Here is a 22,199-nt window from a genome sequence, read left to right on the forward strand (position 1 = left end):
AGACTGACGTCAAGAGCCAGGGCCTGCGATCCTTCGGTTGCTCGTCCATTGTGTCCTCGGCGGATGCTCCGCAACTGAGGATCGAGTCTGGAGGGGAAGGTCGCAGCGCCGGTTGAGCTGGATCATGTGCGCCGCACGCAGCGTCGTCAGGCGCCGGGCGGTATGCACAATTGCGCGATGCGATGGGCGAGATCCGCCCAGAGCGCCCACCCCGCGGCGCCCGCGAGCAAGGCGCCGGCGGCTCGCGTGCCCCATTGCTTCCTCGCGCCGTTGCCGGGCGCGGACAGCAGCGAGAGCACGCCAGGAAAGAGCCCGAGCGCGAGGCCGCTTCCGAGCGCGAAAAGCGCCATGGCGGCCGCGCCCTGCGGCGCCCCGCCGGCGAGCGAGGCGACGAGCAGCGCCGAATAGAGCAGCCCGCACGGCATGAAGACCCACAACGCGCCGGTGGCAACGAGGCCGCCACGCGCCGTGGCCAGTGGGCGCACGCGCTGCCACGCGGCGCGCCCGGCGCTGTCGACCCAGGCCGGTTGGCGCGCGAGCACGATGAGCGCGAGGCCCCAGGCCAGCACGGCGAGGTGGAACAGCATCCACACCGGCCGAAGCGCGGCGGTGTGGGAGGAAAGCCAGGCGAAGCTTTCGACGGTGGCGCCCGCGGCCGCGCCGGCGAGGCAATAGCCGAGGAGGCGGCCGAGCTGGAAGGACAGCAGCGGGCGCGACGGATGCCGGGGTATGCGCCGCTCGGCCCACTCGACGATCGTGCCGGGCGAGTCGCGCCGCGCAACGAGAGCGTTGCAAGCGGCGCCGCACATGGCGGCACAGTGCGGGCCGCCCGCGAGTCCCATGAGAAACGATGCGGCCAGCAGCGACGCGGCCATCAGATGATCCGCGAGAACTTCGCGCGGTTGCGGTCGGCCTGCAGGTACCTGTCGAACAGCATCGCCACGCCGCGCACGAAGAACCAGCCGGCCGCGGTGATCCGGATGCCCTCGTCGTCCACGCAGACGAGCCCCTGCGCCTGCATCTGCTTCAGCTGCTCCAGCTCGCTTGCGAAATACGTGGGGAAGTCGAGCAGCCACGCGAGCTCGATCGACTCGAACACGACCTGCCCCTGGCACATGAGCGCCATGATCACCGCGCGCCGGGCGAGATCGTCGCGCGTGAGCGCGAGCCCGCGCTGCACCGGAAAGCGCCCCTGGTCGAGCGCGTCGCAGTATTCCTCGAGCGTCTTCGCGTTCTGGCTGTAGGTGGCGCCCACCCGGCCGATCGAGGAGACCCCGAGCCCGATCAGGTCGCAATCGGGCTGGGTGCTGTAGCCCTGGAAGTTGCGGTGCAGGCGGCCTTCGTGCTTGGCCTGCGCGAGCGCGTCGCCCGGCAGCGCGAAGTGGTCCATGCCGATGTAGACGTAGTCGGCGCTGATGAAGGCGGCGAGCGCCTGCGACAGCATCGCGATCTTGTTGCCGGCTCCGGGCAGTTCGGCCGGGACGATGCGCCGCTGCGGCTTGAAGCGCTCGGGCAGGTGCGCATAGCCGTAGAGCGCGATGCGATCCGGCCGCAGCTGCGCCACCTGCTGCAGCGTGCGCGCGAAGGATTCGGGGGTCTGGCGCGGCAGACCGTAGATCAGGTCCACGTTCACCGAATCGAAGCCGATGCGGCGCGCGTGCTCCATGAGCGCGAACACCTGCTCGGCCGGCTGGATGCGGTGCACGGCACGCTGCACGTCGGGGTCGAAGTCCTGAACGCCGAAGCTGATGCGGTTGAAGCCGAGGTCGGCAAGCGCCTGCAGCCGAGTGCCGTCGACCGTGCGCGGATCGACTTCGATCGAGCATTCGGCATCGGGCGCCAGCGCGAAGCTGCGCCGGATCATGTCCATGAGCTCGCTCAGTTCGGCGTCCGAAAGAAACGTGGGCGTGCCGCCCCCGAGGTGCAGCTGCGTCACGGGCTGGCCGGTGCCGAGCACGGTCGTGTGCAGGTCCATCTCGCGGCCGAGATAGCGCAGATAGGTCTTCGCTCGCGAATGGTGCCGGGTGATGATCTTGTTGCAGGCGCAGTAGTAGCAAAGCGACTCGCAAAACGGCAGGTGCACGTAAAGCGACAGGGGCAGTGCGAGCGCGGCCGGGCCCTCGCGGCGCTGCGAAAGGGTCTGCACGTAGTCGGCGGCCGTGAACGCTTCCACGAACCGGTCGGCGGTGGGGTAGGACGTGTAGCGGGGGCCGGGCACGTCGAAGCGGCGCAGCAGCTCGGGGGTGATGGGGGGATTGCTCATGAGTCCTTCGCCTGAGCCTGCACTCTGCCCGCGCGGTGCCCCGCATCGCTTGACCCAAATCAAATCCGCGGCCGGGACGCCCCGGACAATTTGACCCATGTCAGACCCCCTGAAAACCACCATCAAGGTGGCCTGCTCCAATTGCAACCTGCGCGAGCTGTGCATGCCGATGGGCCTTGCGCAGGAGGACCTCGACAAGCTCGACCAGCTCGTGGCCACGCGCCGCCGCGTGAAACGCGGCACCACGCTCTTTCGCAACGGCGACCCCTTCGAGTCGCTCTTTGCCGTGCGCACGGGCTTCTTCAAGACCTGCCTCACGTCGCAGGACGGACGCGACCAGGTGACGGGCTTTCAGATGGCCGGCGAGATCATCGGGCTGGACGGCATCGTGAACGAACGCCACACGTGCGACGCGGTGGCGCTCGAGGACGCGGAAGTGTGCGTGATGCCGTTCGAGCGGATCGGCGAGCTCGCGCGCGAAGTGGGCGCGCTGCAGCACAACCTGCACCGCGTGATGAGCCGCGAAATCGTGCGCGAGCACGGGGTGATGCTGCTGCTCGGCACGATGCGCGCCGAAGAGCGGCTCGCGGCCTTCCTGCTGAACCTCGTGCAGCGGCTGCATGCGCGCGGCTTCTCGGGCTCCGAGCTCATCCTGCGCATGACCCGCCAGGAGATCGGCAGCTACCTCGGCCTGAAGCTCGAGACCGTGAGCCGGACGTTCTCGCGCTTCGCGGAGGAAGGGATCATCGAAGTGGACTACCGGCACGTTCGCATCGTCGATGTCGAACGGCTGCGCGCCGTGATGCCTCAGCCGGAAAAATAGCGGACACCGAATGAGAACGATTTGCATTGACGACGCAGTGTCGCTAGAATGAGCCGAACTCTCATCTGCCACCCATGACTGCCGCTGTCGAGGCGAATCGAACCTTCCAGTCGGGGCCGCTGCGCTCCGCGCCCTGCGGCACGCCCTGCGTCGTGCGTCGCGTGGTCGCGCCTGCCGCGAACCCCGAGCTGAAGTCGCAGCTCGAGGACATCGGCTTTCTCCCCGGCGAGCCGGTCCTCGTCACGATGCGCGGCTTCCCCGGTGACGACCCTCTGGCCGTGCGCGTCGGTCAGTCCACATTCGCATTGCGCGCCGCCGAAGCCGCCTGCATCGAAGTCGAATCGCACCCGAAGTGACCGAAGCCGTCGTCCATCTGCATCCGGCCGGGCGTCTGGCCGCGCTGGTGGGCAACCCGAACGCGGGCAAGACAGCGCTGTTCAACCGGCTGACGGGCAGCCGCCAGAAGGTCGCCAACTACGCAGGCGTCACGATCGAGCGCAAGGAAGGGCGGCTGCAGCTGCCCTCGGGCAAGCTCATTCGCGTTCTCGACCTGCCGGGCACCTACAGCCTGCATCCGCGCTCGCCGGACGAGAAGATCACGTGCGACGTGCTCGGCGGACAGGCCCGCGGGGAGAAGCGGCCCGATCTCGTCGTGTGCGTCGTCGATGCGACACAACTCAGACGCGGCCTGAGGCTCGTCCTCGGCGTGCTCCGCACCGGCTTGCCCTGCGTCGTGGCGGTCAACATGATGGACCTGGCCGAATCGCAAGGCATCCACATCGACCTCGACGCGCTCTCGCGCGAACTGGGCGTGCCCGTGGTGAGCACCGTCGCCATCCAGAGCGACGGCGCGGCCCGGCTGCAAGGCGTGCTGGACGACCATGACGTCTGGCATGCCGCGCCGTCGCCGCTGGCCACGCAGACGGCCCAGGCGGACCACGAGCTCGTGTCGGCCATGCTCGTTCGCCTCGGCTTGCAGGACGTCGTGCGGCACGAGCTCAGCGACGCGGTGGACCGCGTCGTGCTGCATCCCGTGTTCGGGCCGCTGCTGCTCGCGGTGCTCCTCTTTTTCATCTTCCAGGCGGTGTTCTCCTGGGCCAACTGGCCCATGGACCTCATCAAGGACGCGACCTCGTGGGCCGGCGACTTCGTGCGGCAGCACCTGCCCGACGGGCTCGTGCAGAGCTTCATCGCGGATGCGCTCATCTCCGGCGTCGGCGGCGTGGTCGTGTTCCTGCCGCAGATCCTCATCCTCTTTTTCTTCATCCTGCTGCTCGAGGAATCGGGCTATCTGCCCCGCGCCGCCTTCCTGCTGGACCGGCTGATGGGCAGCGTGGGACTTTCGGGGCGCAGCTTCATCCCGCTCCTGTCGAGCTTCGCCTGCGCGATCCCCGGCATCATGGCCACCCGCACGATCGCGAACGCGCGCGACCGGCTGGTCACCATCATGATCGCGCCGCTCATGACGTGCTCGGCGCGACTGCCCGTCTACGCGCTGCTGATCGGCGCTTTCGTGCCGCGGCGCACGCTCGCATTCGGCGTGCAGCTGCAAGGCCTCGTCCTCTTCGTTCTGTACGTCGCGGGCGTGGCCGGCTCGATGGCGGTGGCCTGGCTTTTGAAACATCTGAGCGGCCGCGGGCAGGTGCGCCCCCTCATGATGGAGCTGCCCTGGTATCACGTGCCGCGCGCGCGCAACATCGCGATCGGCCTCGTGCAGCGCGCGAAGATCTTCCTTCGCCGCGTGGGCGGCGTCATCATGGTCCTCACGGTGCTGCTGTGGGTGCTCGCGAGCTTTCCCGCGCCGCCCGATGGCGCCACGGGGCCGGCGATCCAGTACAGCTTCGCGGGCATGCTGGGCCAGGCATTGGCCGTGGTGCTGGCCCCGGTGGGATTCAACTGGCAGATCAGCATCGCGCTCGTGCCCGGCATGGCCGCGCGCGAAGTGGTGGTCGGCGCGCTCGGGACCGTCTACGCGCTCTCCGCAACGGGAGCCGATACGGCGCAGTCGCTTTCGCCTCTCATCCAGCAGACGTGGAGCGTCGCCACGGGCCTGTCCCTGCTCGCATGGTTCGTGTTCGCGCCGCAGTGCCTGTCCACACTCGCGGCCGTGCGGCGCGAGACGGGCCGCTGGCTGTGGCCGGTCGTGATGGCCGCGTATCTCTTCGCGCTCGCCTATGCGGCGTCCTGGGTGACTTACCGGGCGGCGATCTGGTGGGGCATCTCCTGATCCATAAAACCCCGATCGCGTGAAGTCTAAATGAGATAGATTCTCATTTGAGCTACACTCGCAGCCGGAGAATCGGCAAGCCAAGTGGCGTTCTCGAACGCCTAGCCAGCCTCTCGACAACCCGCCAACAACGGAGGCATCACTTGGCAAAGAAAACTTCAGCACGCGGCGCGCGCCGCGCACACGGTCCGCGAACCCTGTCTGCCGCAGTCGTTGCGCGCGCATCGGCGAGCGGCACCGCGCCCGTCCTGCCCCTGGGCGCGATGATGCTCGCCGCTTCCCTCGGCAGCTGGGCCCAGAGCGCCGCGCCCACCGCGCCCACTGCGCCGCAGGACAAGGCGCTCACCACCATCACGGTCCGCGAGAAGGCCGAAGCGCCGAGAGGCAAGGACGACCTGCGTGCCACCACGACCCACATCGGCAAGGGCACGCAGGAACTGCGCGACGTGCCGCAGTCCATGGGCGTGGTCACCGAGAAGCTGATCGACGACCGCAACCTCGACACGGTGAAGGATGCGCTGCGCCAGACCGCCGGCGTCACCTTCCAGGCGGCCGAAGGCGGCGAGGAGGACATCCGCCTGCGCGGCTTTTCGCTCGCGACCACCGGCGACATCTTTCTCGACGGCATGCGCGACCCCGCGTTCTACGACCGCGACACGTTCAACCTCGACCGGCTCGAAGTGCTGCGCGGCTCCGCTTCCATGCTCTTCGGCCGCGGCTCCACCGGCGGCGCGGTGAACCAGGTGAGCAAGATGCCCGAGCTGCTGGACGAAAACGAAGTCGTCACCACGCTCGGGAGCCATTCGTACCGGCGCGTCACGGGCGACTTCAACAAACGCACCGGCGAGCATTCGGCCGTGCGCGTCACCGCGATGTACAACGAGGCCGACAACAACGGCGCGGGCTCCAGCATCGACAAGCGCGGCCTCGCGGGCGCCTACCGGTTCGGGATCGATACGCCCGACGAAGTCCTCGTGAGCCTCTACTGGCTGGACAACAACAACGGCATCAACTACGGCCTGCCGTGGATCAAGCCGCACGCGAGCGACACCACGGCCGCCAACACGATCATCGGCGGGCTGAAGCCCACCGACTACTTCGGCATGGCGAGCGACTACAACGCGGGCACCGCGAAAATCGCGACGCTCGCCCACACGCATCGGTTCAGCGAGAACACGCAGCTGAAGACGATGCTGCGCAAGGGCGAGTTCACGCGCGACCTGCGCGCGGGCACCGTCCGCTTCGCGGCCGCGAGTGCGCAGCCGGGTGGGCTCGCTGCCGATCTCTCCAACTTCGGACCCGGCACCGTCTTCACGCGCGGCACCAACCTGAAAATCCAGGACATGGACGTGCTGCAGGCGCAAAGCGACCTGAGCTCGAAATTCGAGGCGTTCGACCTGCATCACGAGCTCACCACCGGGATCGACTTCTCGCGCGAACAGAAGAAGGTCTATGCCGCGCTCTCGGCGGCGCAAGGCGGACCGAACATCGTGAAGCCGCCGACCCTTGCCGGCACGCCGGACGACGGCGCATGGGTCGACGAGTCGTCGCGCATCCTTCGCGACAACAACGACTTCGTCAACGACGCTCTGGGCGCCTACGTGCAGGACATGGTGCAGGTGGCCCCGCACTGGAAGGTGCTGGGCGGCCTGCGCTACGACCACATGCGGGGGCGCTACAACGCCTATGGCATTCCCTCCAACGCGCCGGGCCCGGTCACGACCACGAGCTACCGGCAGGGCGTGGCCGACTGGAGCAAGCGGGTCGGCCTGCTTTACCAGCCGACCGATCGCATGACGTTCCACTTCTCGTACGGCACGTCGTTCAACACATCGGGCGACACGTACTCGTACAACGCGCTTTCGGCCAACACGCCGCCCGAACAGAGCGAGAACATCGAGGCGGGCGGCACGCTCGAAACCGCGGACAAGCGCTTCTTCACGCGCTTTGCCGTCTTCCGCTCGACGAAGAAGAACGAACGCAATACCGACCCCGATTCGGCCGCGACTCGCCTGCTGCTTTCGGGCAAGCGTCACGCCGCGGGCATCGAGATCGACGCGTCGGGACGCATCACGCCCCGGTGGGAAGTCTACGGCTCCTACCAGTGGCTGCCCATCGCGCGCGTGGACGACGCCGCTGCGACCGTCAATACCGTCGGCAACCGCGAAGGCGACCGGCCGGGTCTGTCGCCCCGGCATAGCGGCACGGTGTGGAGCACCTACCAGATCGCGCCGAAGTGGCGCGTGGGCGCGGGCATCAACTTCCGCAGCCGGCAGGCCCCGGCCGACGTGACGGCGCCTGCGTGGGAAGCGCCCGGCTTCGTCACCGCGGACCTGATGACCGAATACGCCATCACGCCGGACATCATGCTGAAGGCCAACGTGACCAACCTCACGGACAAGCTCTATGCCGAGTCGCTCTATCGCGGCCACTACATCCCCGGCGCGGGCCGGCTGGTGCAGGTGTCGCTCGGAGTGAAGTTCTAGACTTCCGAAAACGAGAGCAGTAGCCGCCGCCATGCTCATCACATTTCCCCTGCTGGACGAACGCGCCCTCGACCGGGCGCGCCCGCTTCTCGCGCGCGCGCCCTGGAACGACGGGCGCGACACCGCCGGCCCACAGGCCGCGCAGGCCAAGAACAACTCGCAGATGCCGCGCGACTGCGCCGAGGCGCGCGAGCTGAGCGCGCTCGTGCTGCAGGCACTGGACGGCTCGGCGATGTTCCTGTCGGCGGCTTTGCCCGCGCGCGTGTATCCGCCCCGCTTCAACCGGTACACGGGCGCTGCGAATCACTACGGGCCGCACGTCGACAGCGCGGTGCGCTTCGGCGAGAACGGGCTGCGCGTGCGCACGGACCTGTCGTGCACGGTGTTCTTCAGCGATCCGGAGGCTTACGAGGGCGGCGAGCTCGTGCTGCACGCGCCGGATGGCGAACGGTCCGTGAAGCTGCCCGCGGGCCATGCGGTGCTGTACCCGGCCACGCTCGTGCACGAGGTGCGGCCCGTCACGCGCGGCGCGCGGGTCGGCTGCTTCTTCTGGGTGCAGAGCCTGGTGCGCGGCGCCGAGGAACGGCGCCTGCTGCTCGAATTCGACCAGGCGCTCACCGTGCTGCGTCAGCGCGACGGCGACAGCCCCGCGACGGTCGCGCTCACCGGGACGTACCACAACCTGCTGCGGATGTGGTCGGACACGTGAACGGCCTCATGAACGGCTCTCACGCATGAAGATGGAAGTCCAGTCGCTTCCCGCCGGCATCGCGAACCTCGCGCAGCACGAGCAGCGCGCGCGCGAGACGCTCGACCCCGCGGCCTGGGCCTATCTGTGCGGCGCGGCCGGGCGCGGCATCACGGAACGCGCGAACCGCGCCGCGTGGGAATCGGTGACGCTCGTGCCGCGCGTGCTCGCATCGCTGGAAGGACTCGACACGCGCACGCAACTGCTGGGCCGCGCGATGGCTAGTCCGCTGATCGCGGCGCCCGTCGCATTCCAGCAGCTCGCGCATCGCGACGCCGAGGTGGGCACCGCGCTCGCGGCGGCCGCGCAGGAAGCGGGCATGGTGCTCAGCCAGCAGGCGAGCACGCCGCTCGAGGCAGTCGCCGATGCGGTCGCGGCGGATTCGAGGCGAGGCCCGCTGTGGTTGCAGATGTACTGGCAAGCCGATCGAAGCGCCGTTGCCGCGCTCGCCGATCGCGCGCGGGCGAGCGGATACGAAGCGCTCGTGCTCACGGTCGATTCGACGGTGCGAAGCGGCTTCCATTTGCCCGCGGGGCTCGTGGCACCCAACATGCCGGCGGCGCCCGCGGCCCAGGACCTCCGGTCGCTCTGCGCGGCGGCGCCCACCTGGCACGAACTCGAATGGCTTTGCGCGAACGCGCCGCTGCCGGTGATCGTGAAAGGCATCCTGCATCCCGACGACGCGCGGCATGCGCGCGCCTGCGGCGCCGCGGCGATCGTCGTGTCCAACCACGGCGGACGCACGCTCGATGGCGCGGCCGCCACGGCGACGATGCTCCCGCGCGTGGCCGAAGCGCTCGACGGCGCCGTGCCGCTCCTCGTCGACGGGGGCATCCGCAGCGGCACCGACGTGCTGAAGGCGCTCGCACTCGGCGCGCGCGCGGTGATGATCGGCCGCCCCATCGTGTGGGGTCTGACCAATGCCGGCGCGCGTGGCGTGGCGCACGTGCTGCGGCTCCTGCGCGACGAACTCGAGATCGCGATGGCGCAGTGCGGCTGCGCGAATCTCGCGCGAGTGCATGGCGATTTGATCGCACCCATCGACGCTTCAGCGCAATCCTTGCGCAACGAAAGGACGACATGAACGGACATCACATGGCAGCCGCGCTCGCGGCGCTCACCTTCTGCGCGGGCGCCGCGGCGCACGGCGACTTCAGGTGCGACGTGCCGAAGGCCGAGTGGCAGCCGCAGACCGCGCTGCAGCGAAAGCTCGAAGCCGATGGCTGGAAGAAGGTTCGCCAGGTGAAGACCGAGAACGGCTGCTACGAGGTCTACGGCTTCGACGAGAAGAACCGCCGCGCGGAAAAATTCTTCAACCCGAAGACCTTCGAGCTGGTCGGCGAAGTGCAGCAGAAGAACTGACGTGCGTGGCGGGCCGGTGCCAGCTCGCTCGCTGCCCGTGTGGGACGTCGTCGTGCGCGCCACGCACTGGACGCTCGCGCTCGGCTGCGCGGCCGCGTGGGTCACCACCGCGGTTGGCTTGCGCTGGCACGAACCGGTGGGCTATCTGGCGCTCGCCATGGCGGCATTGCGCATCGGGTGGGGATTCGCGGGCCGCGGCTATGCGCGGCTCGCGCAGTTCGTCCGCGGACCTCGCGCCACGCTCGCCTATGCGGCGCAGCTCGCGCGCGGTGAAGCACCGCGCTACATCGGCCACAACCCTCTGGGCGGATGGATGGCCGTTTTGCTCTGGTTGTGGGTGGCACTGCTTGGCCTCACGGGGTGGCTCTACTCGACCGACGCGTTCTGGGGCGAAGCCTGGCTCGACCGGACGCATCAGGCACTCGGCTGGTCGATGCTCGCGCTCGTTGCGCTGCACGTCGCGGGCGTGATCCATGCGTCGATCCGTCATCGCGAAAACCTCGTGGCCGCCATGTTGACCGGCGTCAAGCAACCCGCAAAACCTACCGACGTGGCGTGAACATCGGCGCCAGGAAACTGCGAATGCGAAGGATTCGCATTTATACTTGCCACATCTTCATTGCCCGCCATGACCCGAGCCGCCTCCATGAACCCCGCGCGCCGCAACGCCTTGATCGCAAGCGGCGTGCTGGTGTTCCATGCGGCGGCGCTGTGGGCGCTCAACTCGGGCTTGCTGCGCCGGGCCGTGGAGATTGTCGTGCCGGTCGAGGTGCTGAGCGAGATCATCACCCCCGCCCCGAAGGTCGAGACGCCGCCGCCGGCCGCGCCCAAGGTGGAGCCGACGCCGAAGAAGCTGCCGCCGCCCCCGCGCCCTGAAGCCCTCCCCGTCCCCGCGCCGCCTTCACCGAACGCGCCGGTGGCGACAACGCTGCCGCAGCCGCCCGCGCCGCCGATCGCGACGCCTGTCGCGGCCGAGCCCAGCCCCCCCGCGCCACCGGCTGCGCCCGCGCCGCCGAAGATCGAACTGCCTTCGAGCGATGCGACCTATCTGCAAAATCCTTCACCCGTCTATCCGCCGGTCTCCAAGCGCATGGGCGAGCAGGGAAAGGTCGTCGTGCGCGTGCTGATCGGCGCGGACGGCCTGCCCCAGCGCGCGGAGGTGAAAGTGTCCAGCGGCTTCGACCGCCTGGACCGCGCCGCGCTCGACTACATCCTGAAATGCCGCTACCGCGCCGGGACCGTCAACGGCGTGCCGCAGGCGATGTGGAAGGATGCCCCCGTCAATTTCGTCCTGGAGTAGGAAAAGCAACATGAATCCCGATTTCGGCCTGGTCCACCTCTGGTCGCAAGGCGACATCGTCACACGCGGCGTGGCCTTGCTGCTGCTTGCGATGTCGGTCGCCTCGTGGATGGTGATCCTCGTGAAAGCGCTCGACCTGAGGCGCCATGCGCGCGAGGCGCGCAGCATCGAGAGCTTCTGGCATGCCGCCGACTTCGCCGACGGCCTGAGCAAGCTCGGCACCGACCCGGCCAATCCGTTTCGCGCGCTCGCACTCGAAGGTCGCGAAGCCGCCGCGCACCACAACGCGCAGCCGCAGCTGCACGACTCGCTCGACGCGAGCGAATGGCTCACGCGCACGCTGCGCAACTCCATCGACGAATCACTCGCGCGCCTGCAAGGCGGCCTCGCGGTGCTCGCCTCCGTCGGTTCCACCGCGCCCTTCGTGGGCCTCTTCGGCACGGTGTGGGGCATCTACCATGCGCTGCTCTCGATCAGCCTCGCGGGTCAGGTCGCGCTCGACAAGGTGGCCGGGCCGATCGGCGAAGCGCTCGTGATGACGGCGCTCGGCCTGGCCGTGGCCATTCCCGCCGTGCTCGGCTACAACGCGCTCGTGCGCGGCAACAAGTCGGTCATCCACCGCCTCAACCGCTTCGCCTACGACCTGCACGCGCACTTCGTGACCGGTGCCCGCGTGGCGCGCGGCGCCCCGGGCGACGCGAAGGTCCGCGCGATGAAGAAGGGGGCGTGACATGGCGTTCGGCACGCAGGACGAAACCGACGACGTGATGAACGAGATCAACATGACGCCGCTCGTCGACGTCATGCTCGTGCTGCTCATCATCTTCATCATCACCGTGCCCGTGATGAAGCATGCGGTGAACATCGAGCTGCCGCGCGCCACGAACCAGCCGGAGGACACGCCGCCCCAGGCCATCCGGCTCAGTGTCGACGCGCAGGGCCAGTACTACTGGAACGAAGCGCCGATCGAGGACAAGGAGCTTCCCGCGAAGCTGCAGGCCGAAGCCGGACGCGAGCCGCAGCCCGAGCTGCACATCCGCGGCGACCGCGACGCGCGCTACGAACGCGTCGCCCAGGCGATGGCGCTTGCGCAGCGCTCGGGCCTGCACAAGATCGGCTTCATCACGGAGCCTCGGGCGCCGTGAAGACGCCGGGGGACATCGACGAGGATGCGGCCCGCGACCCGGCGGAAAGCGCGGGATCGCCCATCTCGCACGCGTGCGGAGCCTTCGAGGAACACGCCGCGTCGCGAGCCCCGGCACTCAGCAGCGAACAATTGCTGCAGGGCCGCTCCTGCGTCGAGATCCGGCACAACGGGGCGACCTACTGCCTGCGCGCGACGCGGCTCGGAAAGCTCATTCTGACCAAGTGACCCGCGCGGTGGCAGAGCGCATTGACCCACCCGCGCGGAGCGCCGGAGCGTTCAACGGATCGAGATCATCTGGTCGGGCGAGGTGAACGGCGCCCAGTTGGGCCTCAAGCCCTCGATCACCTGACGCGCCTGGAACTCCGCGGCCTGCAGGGCCTTGGCCTCGTCGGGGTAGGCGCCGACGCTCGTCACTTTCTCCAGCGCGTTGGCACTGGCCGGATCGCGCGGCCGCTCCAGACACAGCTTGGCGTGACCGATGTAGCGGCCGTCGCCCACCTGCTGCGTGTAGCTGGCCACGAAGTAACCCTTGAAGGCGAAAACGTTGTCCATGTGAAGCCGATTTTGCGTGCCGCAGTCCGGCTGTGCAATTCGGGAACGGACCCTCCCCCTACGATTCAATCTGCAAGAGTTGCATCGGGATTCTTACGAACGGCGGCCTCGTCGGGCCGCAGCTCGAGGCGCAGCGTGCAGGTTCCGTCCGGCCCTTCGCTCACGCCGAATCCGGCGTGCCGGCCGACGGCCACCATGCCGGCGTTCTCGCGCAGGCAGTACGCCACGACCCTTCGCGTGCCGCGAGCGCGCAGGTAGTCGAGCATGCAATCGGTGAGCCGCTGCCCGAGTCCGTGGTGCTGCCACTTGCCCGCGACGTGCACCGCGAATTCCGCTTCCACGTTGTCCGCATCGCAAACGCCCCGCACCTCGCCCACGATCTCGCCGTCTTCCAGCGCCACGAACGTCATCTCGCGCTCGTAGTCGATGAGGCAGTAGCGCGCGAGTTCGGACTTCGGCACTTCGCGCCGCGCCATGAAAAAGCGCAGGCGCAGGTCGGCGGGCGAAGCGGCCGAGTAGAAAGCGGCCAGCCGCGCGCCGTCTTCCGGACGAATGGGGCGCAGCAGCAGCTTGTGGCCGTCCACCTCGATCCTGCGCTCCAGCTCCGACGGATAGGGACGCAGCGCGAGCCGGCTGCCTTCGCCTTCGGCCGGGCGGCGCAGGCGCACGCGCGCGTCGAGGGCCAGCACGCCGCCGGCATCCGCCAGCAGCGGATTGATGTCGAGCTCCGCGATGCTATCCAGGTCGCAAGCGAGGCGCGACACGCTCTCGATGGCGCCCGTCACGGCGCGCATGTCGCAGGCGGCCCGCCCGCGATACCCCGCGAGCAGGCGACCGACCTGCGTCTGCCCGACGAGGTCCTGTGCAAGCTTTGCGTTGAGCGGCGGCAGCGCCACGGCGCGGTCCCGGCGCAGTTCCACGGCCGTGCCGCCTTCGCCGAACAGCACGGCCGGGCCGAACACCGGGTCGCTCGCGATGCCGACGATCAGCTCCAGCGCGTCGGGACGGCGCGCCATCGCCTGTACGAGAAAGCCCCGCACGCGCGCGTGCGGCGCGAGGCGCGACACGCTCTGGCGCATCCTGATCGCCGCCTCGCGCACTTCGTCGGCCGAATTCAGGTGCAGCGCGACGCCGCCCACGTCGGACTTGTGCACCACCTGGGGCGAGCGAATCTTGAGCGCGACGGGAAAACCGATGCGCTGCGCGAACCGCGCCGCCTCTTCGGCATCGGCGGCGTTCATGGTTTCCACCGCGGGGATGCCGTAGGCGCGCAGCAGTTCCGTGGCCTCGGTGGGCTCCAGCCATTCGCGCCCTTCGGCGAGCGCCTGATCCACGATCTCCTGCGCGGCGGCGCGGTCCGGCCGATACTCCGCCGCCTGCGCATCGGGCAGCTCGAGCAGCGCTTCCTGGTTCGCGTGATAGCGAGCGAGCTGCAGCCATGCGGCCACCGCGCGTTCCGGCGTGCCGTAGCACGCGATGCCCTCGCGGGCGAAGAGCTCGCGCGCTTCGCGCACCGAGACGCCGCCCAGCCAGTTCACGAGCACCGGCTTCGCGGCCTGCCGTATCGTCGGCGCGCAGGCCTTCGCGATGTCGGTGGCCGCCACGATGGCCGTGGGCGCATGCATGAAGAGGACGCCGTCCACTTCCGGCGCGGCCAGCAGAGTTTCGAACGAGCTGCGGTAGCGCTGCACGGGCGCGTCGCCGATGATGTCCACCGGATTCGCATGGGGCCACGTCGCGGGAAGGAACTCGTCGAGCGCCGCGAGCGTCGCGGGCGACAGCTGCGCGAGCTCTCCGCCGCCGAGCGCGAGCGCATCGGCCGCGAGCACGCCCGCGCCGCCGCCGTTCGTGAGGACGGCGAGCCGTCCCCCGAACCAGCTGCGCGGGCGCGACAGCGTCTGCGCCGCATCGAAGAGCGCCTCGAGCGAATCCACGCGCAGCATGCCCGCGCGCCTCACCGCCGCATCGAACACCGTGTCGGACCCCGCCATCGCCCCGGTGTGAGATGCGGCGGCCTTGGCGCCCGCGGGCGCGCGACCTGCCTTCACGAGGATCACAGGCTTGTTGCGCGCGGCCGCGCGCGCGGCCGACATGAACTTGCGCGCATGCTTCACCGACTCGACGTACATCAGGATCGCGCGCGTTGCGCCGTCGCTGCCGAGATAGTCGAGCATGTCGCCGAAGTCCACGTCCGCGCTGTCGCCGAGCGAGACGAAATGCGAGAAGCCGATCGCGTTCGCGTTCGCCCAGTCGAGCATGGCCGCGGCGAGTGCGCCCGATTGCGTCACGAAGGCAATCGAGCCCGGCAGCGCGCGCCCCGGCGCGAAACTCGCGTTCAGGCCCACGTGCGGCGCGAGCGCGCCGATGCAGTTGGGCCCGAGGATGCGAAGCCGCCAGGGCCGGGCCGCATCGAGCATCGCCTGCTCGTAGGTCGGCTCGTCCTCCGAGGGGCGCTGCCGCAGGCCCGCGGTCATCACGATCGCGCCGCGCGTGCCCCCGCGGCCGAGCTCCGCGATGAGTGGCGGTACGGCAGCGGGCGGCGTGCAGATCACGGCGAGCTCGGGCGCCTCGGGCAGCGCACGCACGTCGCGATGGATCTTCAGGCCGTTGCGCTCGCCGTCCTGGCGGTCGACGGCCCAGATCGGCCCGGCGAAGCCGCCTTGCAGCAGATTGTCCAGGACGATGCTGCCCAGGTTGCGCGCATGGTCCGACACGCCGATGACGGCGATCGAGCGCGGACAAAACAGGGATTCGAGGTTGCGAACGCTCATGCGATGAGCCTACGGGCCGCGCGGGAGGGCATGGTTGCGCCAGATCAAGGCTTCCCGGCAGAGGCGAATCGAGAATGCGTCGAAAGGGACCGTCAATCATCCGTCATGAGCACACAGGACCTCGCCTTGGACACGGCCGAGCGTTACCGGCAGGCGCTCGATCGCCGCGCGGGCGAGCTGCGAGCGTACTTGCGCGCCTGCGCCGAAGAAGCGGTGGCCTGCGCCGTCGATCCGGCCGAGGCGGGCGACTTCAAGGACGTCGCCGCGAAGGACACGCGCGCGGCGATCGATTCGGCGGCGGCGGACCAGGCGGCGCGGGACCTCGCGGCCGTCGCGGCCGCGCTGCGGCGCCTGAAAGACGGCACCTATGGCTCATGCGAGGACTGCGGCGAGCCCATCGGCGAGGCGCGGCTTGCCGCGATGCCCGCGGCGCTTTACTGCTGCGCTTGCCAGTCGGTGCACGAAAGACCGAAACTCGTGCGGCGGTGAACCGCACAAGAGGAAATCGCGATGACAACGACAAATGCACAAACGAGCGCGAGCGTCGCCCCGCTCGAGGCGATGATGGAATTCAACCGCTGGCAGATCGCGCTCGCCACCGAAGGCACGATCGCCGTGATGCGCGGCGTGGCCACCGCGCTCGAGTACTGGCAGGACCTGGCCTCGACGGGGTGGAAGTTCCAGGACGACGTGCTGCGCTCGTACAACCTCGCGGACCCCGCGGCGATCCTCGCTTCGGCCAACGTGCTCGACTGACTCCGGCTGCGAGCCGCGCATGAGGGCAAGCCTGCCTGCGACCATGCTCGCGATGGCGGCCGAGCCCGCAACGGGCCGGGTTCGCGCAGTGCGCAAGCCCGTTCCCGTCCCCGGCGCGGGCGAGCTCCTCGTGCGCGTGCTGGCCTGCGGCGTGTGCCGCACCGACCTGCACATCGTGGACGCGGATCTGCCGCCGCACGCGGCCGACGTGGTTCCGGGGCACGAGGTGGTGGGCGAAGTCGTCGCGCTCGGCAGCGGTGCCGCGCGTTTCGCGGCCGGCGCGCGCATCGGCATTCCGTGGCTGGGACGCACGTGTGGGCACTGCTCGTTTTGCCGCATGCAACGCGAAAACCTTTGCGACGCCCCCGTCTTCACGGGCTACGACCGCGACGGCGGCTATGCCGAATATGCGGTCGCGGACGAGCGATTCTGCTTCGCGCTGCCCGATGCGTACGACGCCGTGCATGCGGCGCCACTCCTGTGCGCGGGCTTGATCGGCTTTCGCACGTGGCGCATTGCCGGCGGCGCGGCGGCCGGGCGCATCGGCCTCTACGGGTTCGGCGCGGCGGCGCACATCGTGTGCCAGTTCGCGGCACGGCAGGGGCAGCAGGTGTTTGCCTTCACGCGATCGGGCGATGGCCGGGCCCAGGCCTTCGCGCGCTCGCTCGGCGCCGTGTGGGCCGGCGCGAGCGGCGAAGCCCCGCCCGAGCCGCTGGACGCCGCGCTCATCTTCGCGCCGGCGGGTTTTCTCGTGCCGGCGGCGCTCGCGGCGGTGAGAAAGGGCGGCAGCGTCGTGTGCGGCGGCATCCACATGAGCGACATCCCTTCGTTTCCCTACAGGCTCCTCTGGGGCGAGCGCGAAGTGAAGTCGGTGGCGAACCTCACGCGCGAGGATGGCGAGGCATTCTTTGCGATGCTGCGCGACGCCGAGGTGAAGACTCAAGTGCATCCATTCCCGCTCGACCGAGCCAACGATGCGCTGCAAGCCGTGCGAGGCGGAACGATCGAAGGCGCCGCTGTCCTCGTGCCGTGATGCACTGAGGGTGCGCGCCGGCTCATTCGTGCCGAAGCGCCTCGATCGGATCGAGGCTCGCCGCCCTGCGTGCGGGCGCGAAGCCGAACAGCACGCCGATCGCCGCCGAGAAACCGAAGGCGAGCAGCGCGATGCCCGCATCGAACAGAAAAGGCACACCCATCAGCGACGCAAGCACGTAGGAAGCCACGACGGCCAGCCCCACGCCCGCCAGACCGCCCGCTGAAGAGAGCACGACGGCCTCGACCAGGAACTGCAGCAGCACCTCCCGCTCCAGCGCACCGATCGCCAGCCGCACGCCGATCTCGCGCGTGCGCTCGGTCACGCTCACGAGCATGATGTTCATGATGCCGATGCCGCCCACGAGCAGACTCACGCCGGCCACCGCGCCCAGCAGCATCGTCATCACCTTCGTCGTGCCCGAAAGCGCATCGGCGATCTGCCGCGTGTCCATGATGCTGAAGTTGTCCTCCTCGCCCGCCGCCAGCTTGCGCCGCTCGCGCAGCAGCTCGCCGATCGAGCGCTTCACGCGCTCGGCATCGGCACCGTCGGCCACCGACACGAGCAGCGTGCCGACGTTCTGATTGCCCGTGAGCCGCCGCTGCACCGCATGCAGCGGCATGACGATCGTGTCGTCCTGGTCCTGGCCGATCGCGGCCTGGCCCTTGGAGGCCAGCACACCGATCACCTGGCACGAGAACTTGCGCACGCGCAGCTGCTCGCCCACCGGGTCCTGCCGGCCGAAGAGCTCGTGCCGGATCGTCTCGCCGATCAGGCACACGGACGCGCCCGCGCGTTCCTCGGCTTCATTGAAGACGCGGCCTTGCGCGACGCGCCAGTTGTTCGTGTGGAAGTATTCCGCGGTGCTGCCCGTCACGCGCGTCGCCCAATTGCGCCCGCCATAGACGGCGGTCACGCCGGCCGATTGCGCGGGCGCCACCGCGCTGATGCCCGCGAGCTGCGTCGCGAGCGCCTGCGCGTCCGCCTCCTTGAACATCTGCGCGCCCGCGGTATCGCTCACCGGGCCCAGACGCTGCCCGGGGCGGACCATCACGAGGTTGCTGCCCAGGCTCGAGATCTGATCGGACACCGCGCGCGTCGCGCCGTTGCCCACCGTCACCATCGTGATCACCGCCGCGACGCCGATCACGATGCCGAGCACGGTGAGAAACGAGCGCATCAGGTTGCGCCGTATCTCGCGCAGCGCGAGCCAGAAGGTGCTCCAGCCCATCAGGCCGCCTCGGGTTCGGAGAGCACCGGCGATTCGGCCGCGCCGCCGTCGCTCGCCACGCGGCCGTCCAGAAAACGCACGATGCGCCGCGCATACCGCGCCATGTCGGCCTCGTGCGTGACCATCACGATGGTGATGCCGCGCGCCGTGTTCAGCTCGCTCAGAAGCGCCATGATCTCGCGGCTGCGCTGCGTGTCGAGGTTGCCGGTCGGCTCGTCGGCAAGCAGCACCGAAGGTTCGGTGACGAGCGCGCGCGCGATCGCGACGCGCTGCTGCTGGCCGCCCGAAAGCTCCGCGGGCGTGTGATGCTCGCGGCCTTCGAGGCCGACGAGCGCAAGCGCCTTCGCGGCCGCGGCGTGCCGTTCGGCCGCCGGCATGCCGCGATAAAGCAGCGGCAGCTCGACGTTCTCCAGCGCCGACGTGCGCGGCAGGAGATTGAAGCCCTGGAACACGAAGCCGAGCCGGCCGCGCCGCAGCAAGGCGCGTTCGTTGCGCGTCATCGCGTGCACCGGCGCGCCGTCGAAGAAGTATTCGCCCGAAGTGGGCGAGTCGAGGCAGCCGATCAGGTTCATCGCCGTCGACTTGCCCGAGCCGCTCGGCCCCATGATCGCGACGAACTCGCCGCGCGCGATGTCGAGGTCGACGTCGCGCAGTGCGTAGACCGCGGTGTCGCCCTGCCCGTACACGCGGCTCACGTGCCGCAGCCGGATGAGCGGCGGCGCAGTCTCGCTCACTTCGTGGCCCCGAGCTGGTCGGTGATCACGACCATGCCCTCGTGGATCGCGTCGCCCGACACCTCCGTGAGGCGCCCATCGGATACGCCGGTCGTCACGGCGACGGCGACGGGCCGGCCCGATTCGAGCACCCAGACCTGCCGCGCGCCGGGCGCGACCGCGCCCTCCGCGCCCGCGCGGCGCTGCCGCTGGGGAAAGCGCGGCAGCAGTTTCGACACGATGCTCGTGCCGCCGCTTGCGGTAGTCGCCTGCGCGTCCGGCGAGAAGCGCAGCGCCGCGTTCGGCACGAGCAGCACGCCGTGGCGCTCGGTCGCGACGATCGAGGCCGTGCCCGTCATGCCGGGCCGCAGCGTGAGGTCGCGATTGTCGACGGCGAGCTCGGCGAGATAGGTGACGACGTTGTCCTTCGTGGTCGAGCCGTAGTTCACCCGCAGGATCGTCGCGGGATACTCGCGCTGCGCATACGCGCTCACGTTGAACGTCGAGCGCTGGCCTTCGCGCACGAGTCCCACGTCGGCCTCGTCGATGTTGACCTCGAGCTTCATGCGGGTGAGATCCTCCGCGATGGTGAAGAGCGTCACCGCCTGCAGCGACGCGGCCACCGCGTTGCCCGGGTCCACCGAGCGCGACAGCACGATGCCGTCCAGCGGCGAGCGGATGGAGGCCTTGCGCAGGCTGGTCTCGTCGGCACTGAGCGCCGCGGTGGCATCGGCGATGGCGGCGCGTGCGCTCGCCACCGCGGCTTCCGCGCGCGCGAGCGCGGCCTGCGCCGACGCGAGCTCCGCCGCGGAAGGCACCTTGCCGCCGGAAAGCCGCGCCACTTCCTGAAGGCGCTGCAGATTGCCCGTTGCTTCCTGCACCGTGGCTTCCTGCTGCCGCAGGCCGGCCTGGGCCACCGCGAGCGCCGCGCGCGAACGCGACACCTGGTCGGCGAGCCGGCTCGTGTCGAGCTCGGCCAGCACCTGGCCCTTCTTCACGCGATCGTTGAAGTCCACCAGCACGCGCGCCACGGTGCCCGAGAGTTCACTGCCCACGTCGGCCTTGTTCGTCGGCTGCAAGGTGCCCGTGGCGGTCACCTTCACGACGAGATCGCCGCGGGTAAGGGGCTCCGTCGCGAAGCGCGGCAGTGCCGCGGCGTCGTGCTGCGCGCTCCACCACCACGCGACGACGGCGAGCACCGCGACGATGGCGAATGCGATCCAGGACAGCATGCGGCGATACCACGGCGCGCGCCCCTCGCCGCCGAGCAATTCGCGAATGCGGATGTCGGGCGCGTTCACGATGCCGCCTTCGACGCGAGTTTCGATTCGCTCTCGCGCCATCCGCCGCCCATCGCCTTGTAAAGCCGCACGTGCGCCGCGGCGAGGTCCGCCTGCGCCGCGGCCACGCTGCCTTGCACGCCGAGCAGCGTGCGCTGCGTGTCCAGCACGGTCTGGAAATCGATCACGCCGCCCGCGTACCGCTGGGAGGCGAGCAGCTCCGCGTTGCGCGCGGCCTGCGCGGAAGTCCGCAAAGCCGCGAGCCGCTCGCGCGCCGATGAAAGTGCCACCAATGCATCCTCCACTTCCTGCAGCGCACCGAGCACGCTCGCGCGATAGGTTTCGTACGCCGCTTCGAATTCCGCCTCGCGGCCCGCGAGCTGCGCCTTCAGCCGGCCCGCGTCGAAGAGCGGCGCCGAAAGCGATGCGAGCAGCGACCGCGCGGCGGACACTTCTGCGATGCTGCCGAGCGTGAGGCCGCTCCATGCGGCCGACGCGGCGAGTTGCAGCGACGGCATGCGTGCGGCATCGGCCGCGGCGACACGTTCGGCCGCGGCCGCGAGCTTTTCTTCGGCCGCGCGCACGTCCGCGCGCTGGCGAAGCGCTTGCGCGGGCGGCACGACGAAAGCAACTTCGCGCGCGGCCGGCATCGCCGCGCCGGAGGCGAGCCGCTCGCGCAACGCGCCCGGCGCGCGGCCGGTCAGCACGGCGATCGCATGCGCCGACTGCGCTGCCGCCGCCTCGAGCGCGGGGATCGTGGCGCGCGTCTGCTCGGCGGCGCCCAGCGCCTGCTCGACGTCGATCGAACTCGCGAGGCCGGCTTGCGCGCGCCATCGGCTGATCGAAAGCGTGTCTTCCTGGCTCGCGAGGTTGTCGCGTGCGATCCGCGCCCGCACCTGGGCACTGCGCAAGTCGACGTAGGCGAGCGCGACTTCCGCTTCGATCGCGACCTGCACGGCCGCCAGCGTGTCCGCATCGGCCCGCAAGAGCGCGTCCTGCGCCGCGACGCCGTGTCGCGTGCCGCCGAAAAGATCGGCCTCCCATCCGGCATCCACGCCCACCTGGAAGCTGTCGCGTCCCTTGCCACCCGCAAGCGCCGAGCGCTGCGCGGATACGCCGAGCGAAAGTGCTGGCGCGAGCGCCGACGCCGCCTCGTCTCGCGCGGCGCGTGCCTGCCTGAGATTGGCGCGGGCGATCGCAACGTCCGTGCTTGCCGACCGCGCGTCCATCACGAGCTCGATGAGCAGCGGGTCGTCGAAGACGCGCCACCATTGCGCGGACGCGGCGGTTCCCGCGGGCGCCGCTTCGGTCCATTGCGCCGGAACGGCGTCGACCCCGTGAGGCGCAACGTCGAGCGGGTGGACGGCGCAGCCCGCCGTGACGAACACGGCGACCGGCACGAATGAAATCCTCATCACCGATCGATACTAGGCCGCGACGCCTGGCGTGAGATTGAGGTGGGTCAAGCGCGGCCGCCCGCCAGGAGTCTGCGCGGCGGCTACCCTCG

23 protein-coding genes are annotated in these 22,199 nt (G+C 69.6%); 15 read left to right on the plus strand and 8 right to left on the minus strand.

Annotation, left to right across the window (positions count from 1 at the left end):
* Positions 1-146 precede the first annotated feature (146 nt).
* Complete coding sequence (locus VHA82_RS03290) at positions 147-875, minus strand: sulfite exporter TauE/SafE family protein (RefSeq protein ID WP_325540242.1); 729 nt, start codon at positions 873-875, stop codon at positions 147-149.
* Positions 875-2,263 (minus strand): oxygen-independent coproporphyrinogen III oxidase, encoded by a 1,389-nt coding sequence (gene hemN / locus VHA82_RS03295; protein ID WP_325540244.1) that lies wholly within the window; start codon positions 2,261-2,263, stop codon positions 875-877. Before hemN ends, VHA82_RS03290 begins: the two co-directional genes overlap by 1 nt.
* 97 nt (positions 2,264-2,360) lie before the next feature.
* On the opposite strand from hemN, the gene fnr reads away from it, so the two are divergent.
* The 12 genes from fnr to hemP all read left to right on the plus strand — a co-directional run bounded on the left by fnr (position 2,361) and on the right by hemP (position 12,581).
* Positions 2,361-3,086 (plus strand): fumarate/nitrate reduction transcriptional regulator Fnr, encoded by a 726-nt coding sequence (fnr, locus tag VHA82_RS03300; protein ID WP_325540246.1) that lies wholly within the window; start codon positions 2,361-2,363, stop codon positions 3,084-3,086.
* Positions 3,087-3,160: 74 nt separating this feature from the next.
* Positions 3,161-3,442 carry a FeoA family protein gene (locus tag VHA82_RS03305; RefSeq protein ID WP_325540248.1) on the plus strand — a complete coding sequence of 94 codons (282 nt, stop codon included), beginning with the start codon at positions 3,161-3,163 and terminating at the stop codon, positions 3,440-3,442.
* Positions 3,439-5,313 carry a ferrous iron transporter B gene (gene feoB / locus VHA82_RS03310; RefSeq protein WP_325540250.1) on the plus strand — a complete coding sequence of 625 codons (1,875 nt, stop codon included), beginning with the start codon at positions 3,439-3,441 and terminating at the stop codon, positions 5,311-5,313. Before VHA82_RS03305 ends, feoB begins: the two co-directional genes overlap by 4 nt.
* 266 nt (positions 5,314-5,579) lie before the next feature.
* A complete protein-coding gene (locus VHA82_RS03315) occupies positions 5,580-7,799 on the plus strand; it encodes a TonB-dependent siderophore receptor (RefSeq protein WP_325540252.1) in 2,220 nt (739 codons plus the stop codon).
* 31 nt (positions 7,800-7,830) lie between these two features.
* Positions 7,831-8,508 (plus strand): Fe2+-dependent dioxygenase, encoded by a 678-nt coding sequence (locus VHA82_RS03320; RefSeq protein WP_325540254.1) that lies wholly within the window; start codon positions 7,831-7,833, stop codon positions 8,506-8,508.
* A gap of 25 nt (positions 8,509-8,533) precedes the next feature.
* Complete coding sequence (locus VHA82_RS03325) at positions 8,534-9,631, plus strand: alpha-hydroxy acid oxidase (RefSeq protein WP_325540256.1); 1,098 nt, start codon at positions 8,534-8,536, stop codon at positions 9,629-9,631.
* Entirely contained in the window at positions 9,628-9,909 is a 282-nt protein-coding gene (locus VHA82_RS03330; protein WP_325540258.1) for a PepSY domain-containing protein, read from the plus strand. Before VHA82_RS03325 ends, VHA82_RS03330 begins: the two co-directional genes overlap by 4 nt.
* Before the next feature lie 16 nt (positions 9,910-9,925).
* Positions 9,926-10,468 (plus strand): cytochrome b/b6 domain-containing protein, encoded by a 543-nt coding sequence (locus tag VHA82_RS03335; RefSeq protein ID WP_325540260.1) that lies wholly within the window; start codon positions 9,926-9,928, stop codon positions 10,466-10,468.
* Positions 10,469-10,537: 69 nt separating this feature from the next.
* Positions 10,538-11,209: a TonB family protein gene (locus VHA82_RS03340; RefSeq protein ID WP_325540262.1), complete on the plus strand. Its 672-nt coding sequence runs from the start codon at positions 10,538-10,540 to the stop codon at positions 11,207-11,209.
* Positions 11,210-11,219: 10 nt separating this feature from the next.
* Positions 11,220-11,939, plus strand: a complete 720-nt coding sequence (locus tag VHA82_RS03345) for a MotA/TolQ/ExbB proton channel family protein (protein ID WP_325540264.1) — start codon at positions 11,220-11,222, stop codon at positions 11,937-11,939.
* A 1-nt stretch (position 11,940) separates the two neighbouring features.
* On the plus strand, positions 11,941-12,354 hold the full coding sequence (locus VHA82_RS03350; RefSeq protein WP_325540266.1) for a biopolymer transporter ExbD: 414 nt from the start codon (positions 11,941-11,943) through the stop codon (positions 12,352-12,354).
* Positions 12,351-12,581, plus strand: a complete 231-nt coding sequence (gene hemP, locus VHA82_RS03355; RefSeq protein ID WP_414708616.1) for a hemin uptake protein HemP — start codon at positions 12,351-12,353, stop codon at positions 12,579-12,581. The genes VHA82_RS03350 and hemP overlap by 4 nt, the downstream gene beginning before the upstream one ends.
* A gap of 51 nt (positions 12,582-12,632) precedes the next feature.
* Here the strand turns inward: hemP and VHA82_RS03360 are convergent, their stop codons facing one another.
* Together VHA82_RS03360 and VHA82_RS03365 are read right to left on the minus strand one after the other, a co-directional pair.
* Positions 12,633-12,908, minus strand: a complete 276-nt coding sequence (locus tag VHA82_RS03360; protein ID WP_325540268.1) for a hypothetical protein — start codon at positions 12,906-12,908, stop codon at positions 12,633-12,635.
* Between the two features lie 65 nt (positions 12,909-12,973).
* Positions 12,974-15,679: a bifunctional acetate--CoA ligase family protein/GNAT family N-acetyltransferase gene (locus tag VHA82_RS03365; RefSeq protein WP_325540270.1), complete on the minus strand. Its 2,706-nt coding sequence runs from the start codon at positions 15,677-15,679 to the stop codon at positions 12,974-12,976.
* A gap of 105 nt (positions 15,680-15,784) precedes the next feature.
* Between VHA82_RS03365 and VHA82_RS03370 the strand changes: the two genes are divergently transcribed.
* From VHA82_RS03370 to VHA82_RS03380, 3 genes are read left to right on the plus strand one after another with little or no spacing between them, the layout of a single operon-like run.
* Positions 15,785-16,168 (plus strand): TraR/DksA family transcriptional regulator, encoded by a 384-nt coding sequence (locus tag VHA82_RS03370; RefSeq protein WP_325540272.1) that lies wholly within the window; start codon positions 15,785-15,787, stop codon positions 16,166-16,168.
* Between the two features lie 21 nt (positions 16,169-16,189).
* Positions 16,190-16,435 (plus strand): hypothetical protein, encoded by a 246-nt coding sequence (locus VHA82_RS03375; RefSeq protein WP_325540274.1) that lies wholly within the window; start codon positions 16,190-16,192, stop codon positions 16,433-16,435.
* 43 nt (positions 16,436-16,478) lie between these two features.
* Positions 16,479-17,468, plus strand: coding sequence for a zinc-dependent alcohol dehydrogenase family protein (locus tag VHA82_RS03380; protein ID WP_325540345.1), 990 nt, complete (start codon positions 16,479-16,481; stop codon positions 17,466-17,468).
* Positions 17,469-17,490: 22 nt separating this feature from the next.
* On the opposite strand, the gene VHA82_RS03385 is transcribed toward VHA82_RS03380, so the two are convergent.
* From VHA82_RS03385 to VHA82_RS03400, 4 genes are read right to left on the minus strand one after another with little or no spacing between them, the layout of a single operon-like run.
* Positions 17,491-18,699 carry an ABC transporter permease gene (locus tag VHA82_RS03385; protein WP_325540276.1) on the minus strand — a complete coding sequence of 403 codons (1,209 nt, stop codon included), beginning with the start codon at positions 18,697-18,699 and terminating at the stop codon, positions 17,491-17,493.
* On the minus strand, positions 18,699-19,433 hold the full coding sequence (locus VHA82_RS03390) for an ABC transporter ATP-binding protein (RefSeq protein ID WP_325540278.1): 735 nt from the start codon (positions 19,431-19,433) through the stop codon (positions 18,699-18,701). Before VHA82_RS03390 ends, VHA82_RS03385 begins: the two co-directional genes overlap by 1 nt.
* Positions 19,430-20,755, minus strand: a complete 1,326-nt coding sequence (locus tag VHA82_RS03395) for an efflux RND transporter periplasmic adaptor subunit (protein WP_325540280.1) — start codon at positions 20,753-20,755, stop codon at positions 19,430-19,432. Before VHA82_RS03395 ends, VHA82_RS03390 begins: the two co-directional genes overlap by 4 nt.
* On the minus strand, positions 20,710-22,107 hold the full coding sequence (locus tag VHA82_RS03400; protein ID WP_325540283.1) for an efflux transporter outer membrane subunit: 1,398 nt from the start codon (positions 22,105-22,107) through the stop codon (positions 20,710-20,712). The genes VHA82_RS03395 and VHA82_RS03400 overlap by 46 nt, the downstream gene beginning before the upstream one ends.
* Positions 22,108-22,199: the final 92 nt, after the last annotated feature.

The sequence above is a fragment of the Ramlibacter sp. genome (genome assembly GCF_035548915.1).
GTDB lineage: Bacteria > Pseudomonadota > Gammaproteobacteria > Burkholderiales > Burkholderiaceae_C > Ramlibacter.

Coding starts and splice junctions, on each gene's coding strand:
- VHA82_RS03375 (WP_325540274.1), top strand. CDS start 16,190: ATGACAACGACAAATGCACAAACGAGCGCGAGCGTCGCCCCGCTCGAG.
- VHA82_RS03385 (WP_325540276.1), bottom strand. CDS start 18,699: ATGGGCTGGAGCACCTTCTGGCTCGCGCTGCGCGAGATACGGCGCAAC.
- VHA82_RS03340 (WP_325540262.1), top strand. CDS start 10,538: ATGACCCGAGCCGCCTCCATGAACCCCGCGCGCCGCAACGCCTTGATC.
- VHA82_RS03305 (WP_325540248.1), top strand. CDS start 3,161: ATGACTGCCGCTGTCGAGGCGAATCGAACCTTCCAGTCGGGGCCGCTG.
- VHA82_RS03325 (WP_325540256.1), top strand. CDS start 8,534: ATGAAGATGGAAGTCCAGTCGCTTCCCGCCGGCATCGCGAACCTCGCG.
- VHA82_RS03365 (WP_325540270.1), bottom strand. CDS start 15,679: ATGAGCGTTCGCAACCTCGAATCCCTGTTTTGTCCGCGCTCGATCGCC.
- VHA82_RS03290 (WP_325540242.1), bottom strand. CDS start 875: ATGGCCGCGTCGCTGCTGGCCGCATCGTTTCTCATGGGACTCGCGGGC.
- VHA82_RS03370 (WP_325540272.1), top strand. CDS start 15,785: ATGAGCACACAGGACCTCGCCTTGGACACGGCCGAGCGTTACCGGCAG.
- VHA82_RS03380 (WP_325540345.1), top strand. CDS start 16,479: ATGCTCGCGATGGCGGCCGAGCCCGCAACGGGCCGGGTTCGCGCAGTG.
- hemN (WP_325540244.1), bottom strand. CDS start 2,263: ATGAGCAATCCCCCCATCACCCCCGAGCTGCTGCGCCGCTTCGACGTG.
- VHA82_RS03350 (WP_325540266.1), top strand. CDS start 11,941: ATGGCGTTCGGCACGCAGGACGAAACCGACGACGTGATGAACGAGATC.
- VHA82_RS03400 (WP_325540283.1), bottom strand. CDS start 22,107: ATGAGGATTTCATTCGTGCCGGTCGCCGTGTTCGTCACGGCGGGCTGC.
- VHA82_RS03360 (WP_325540268.1), bottom strand. CDS start 12,908: ATGGACAACGTTTTCGCCTTCAAGGGTTACTTCGTGGCCAGCTACACG.
- VHA82_RS03320 (WP_325540254.1), top strand. CDS start 7,831: ATGCTCATCACATTTCCCCTGCTGGACGAACGCGCCCTCGACCGGGCG.
- VHA82_RS03330 (WP_325540258.1), top strand. CDS start 9,628: ATGAACGGACATCACATGGCAGCCGCGCTCGCGGCGCTCACCTTCTGC.
- VHA82_RS03345 (WP_325540264.1), top strand. CDS start 11,220: ATGAATCCCGATTTCGGCCTGGTCCACCTCTGGTCGCAAGGCGACATC.
- VHA82_RS03315 (WP_325540252.1), top strand. CDS start 5,580: ATGCTCGCCGCTTCCCTCGGCAGCTGGGCCCAGAGCGCCGCGCCCACC.
- fnr (WP_325540246.1), top strand. CDS start 2,361: ATGTCAGACCCCCTGAAAACCACCATCAAGGTGGCCTGCTCCAATTGC.
- VHA82_RS03395 (WP_325540280.1), bottom strand. CDS start 20,755: ATGGCGCGAGAGCGAATCGAAACTCGCGTCGAAGGCGGCATCGTGAAC.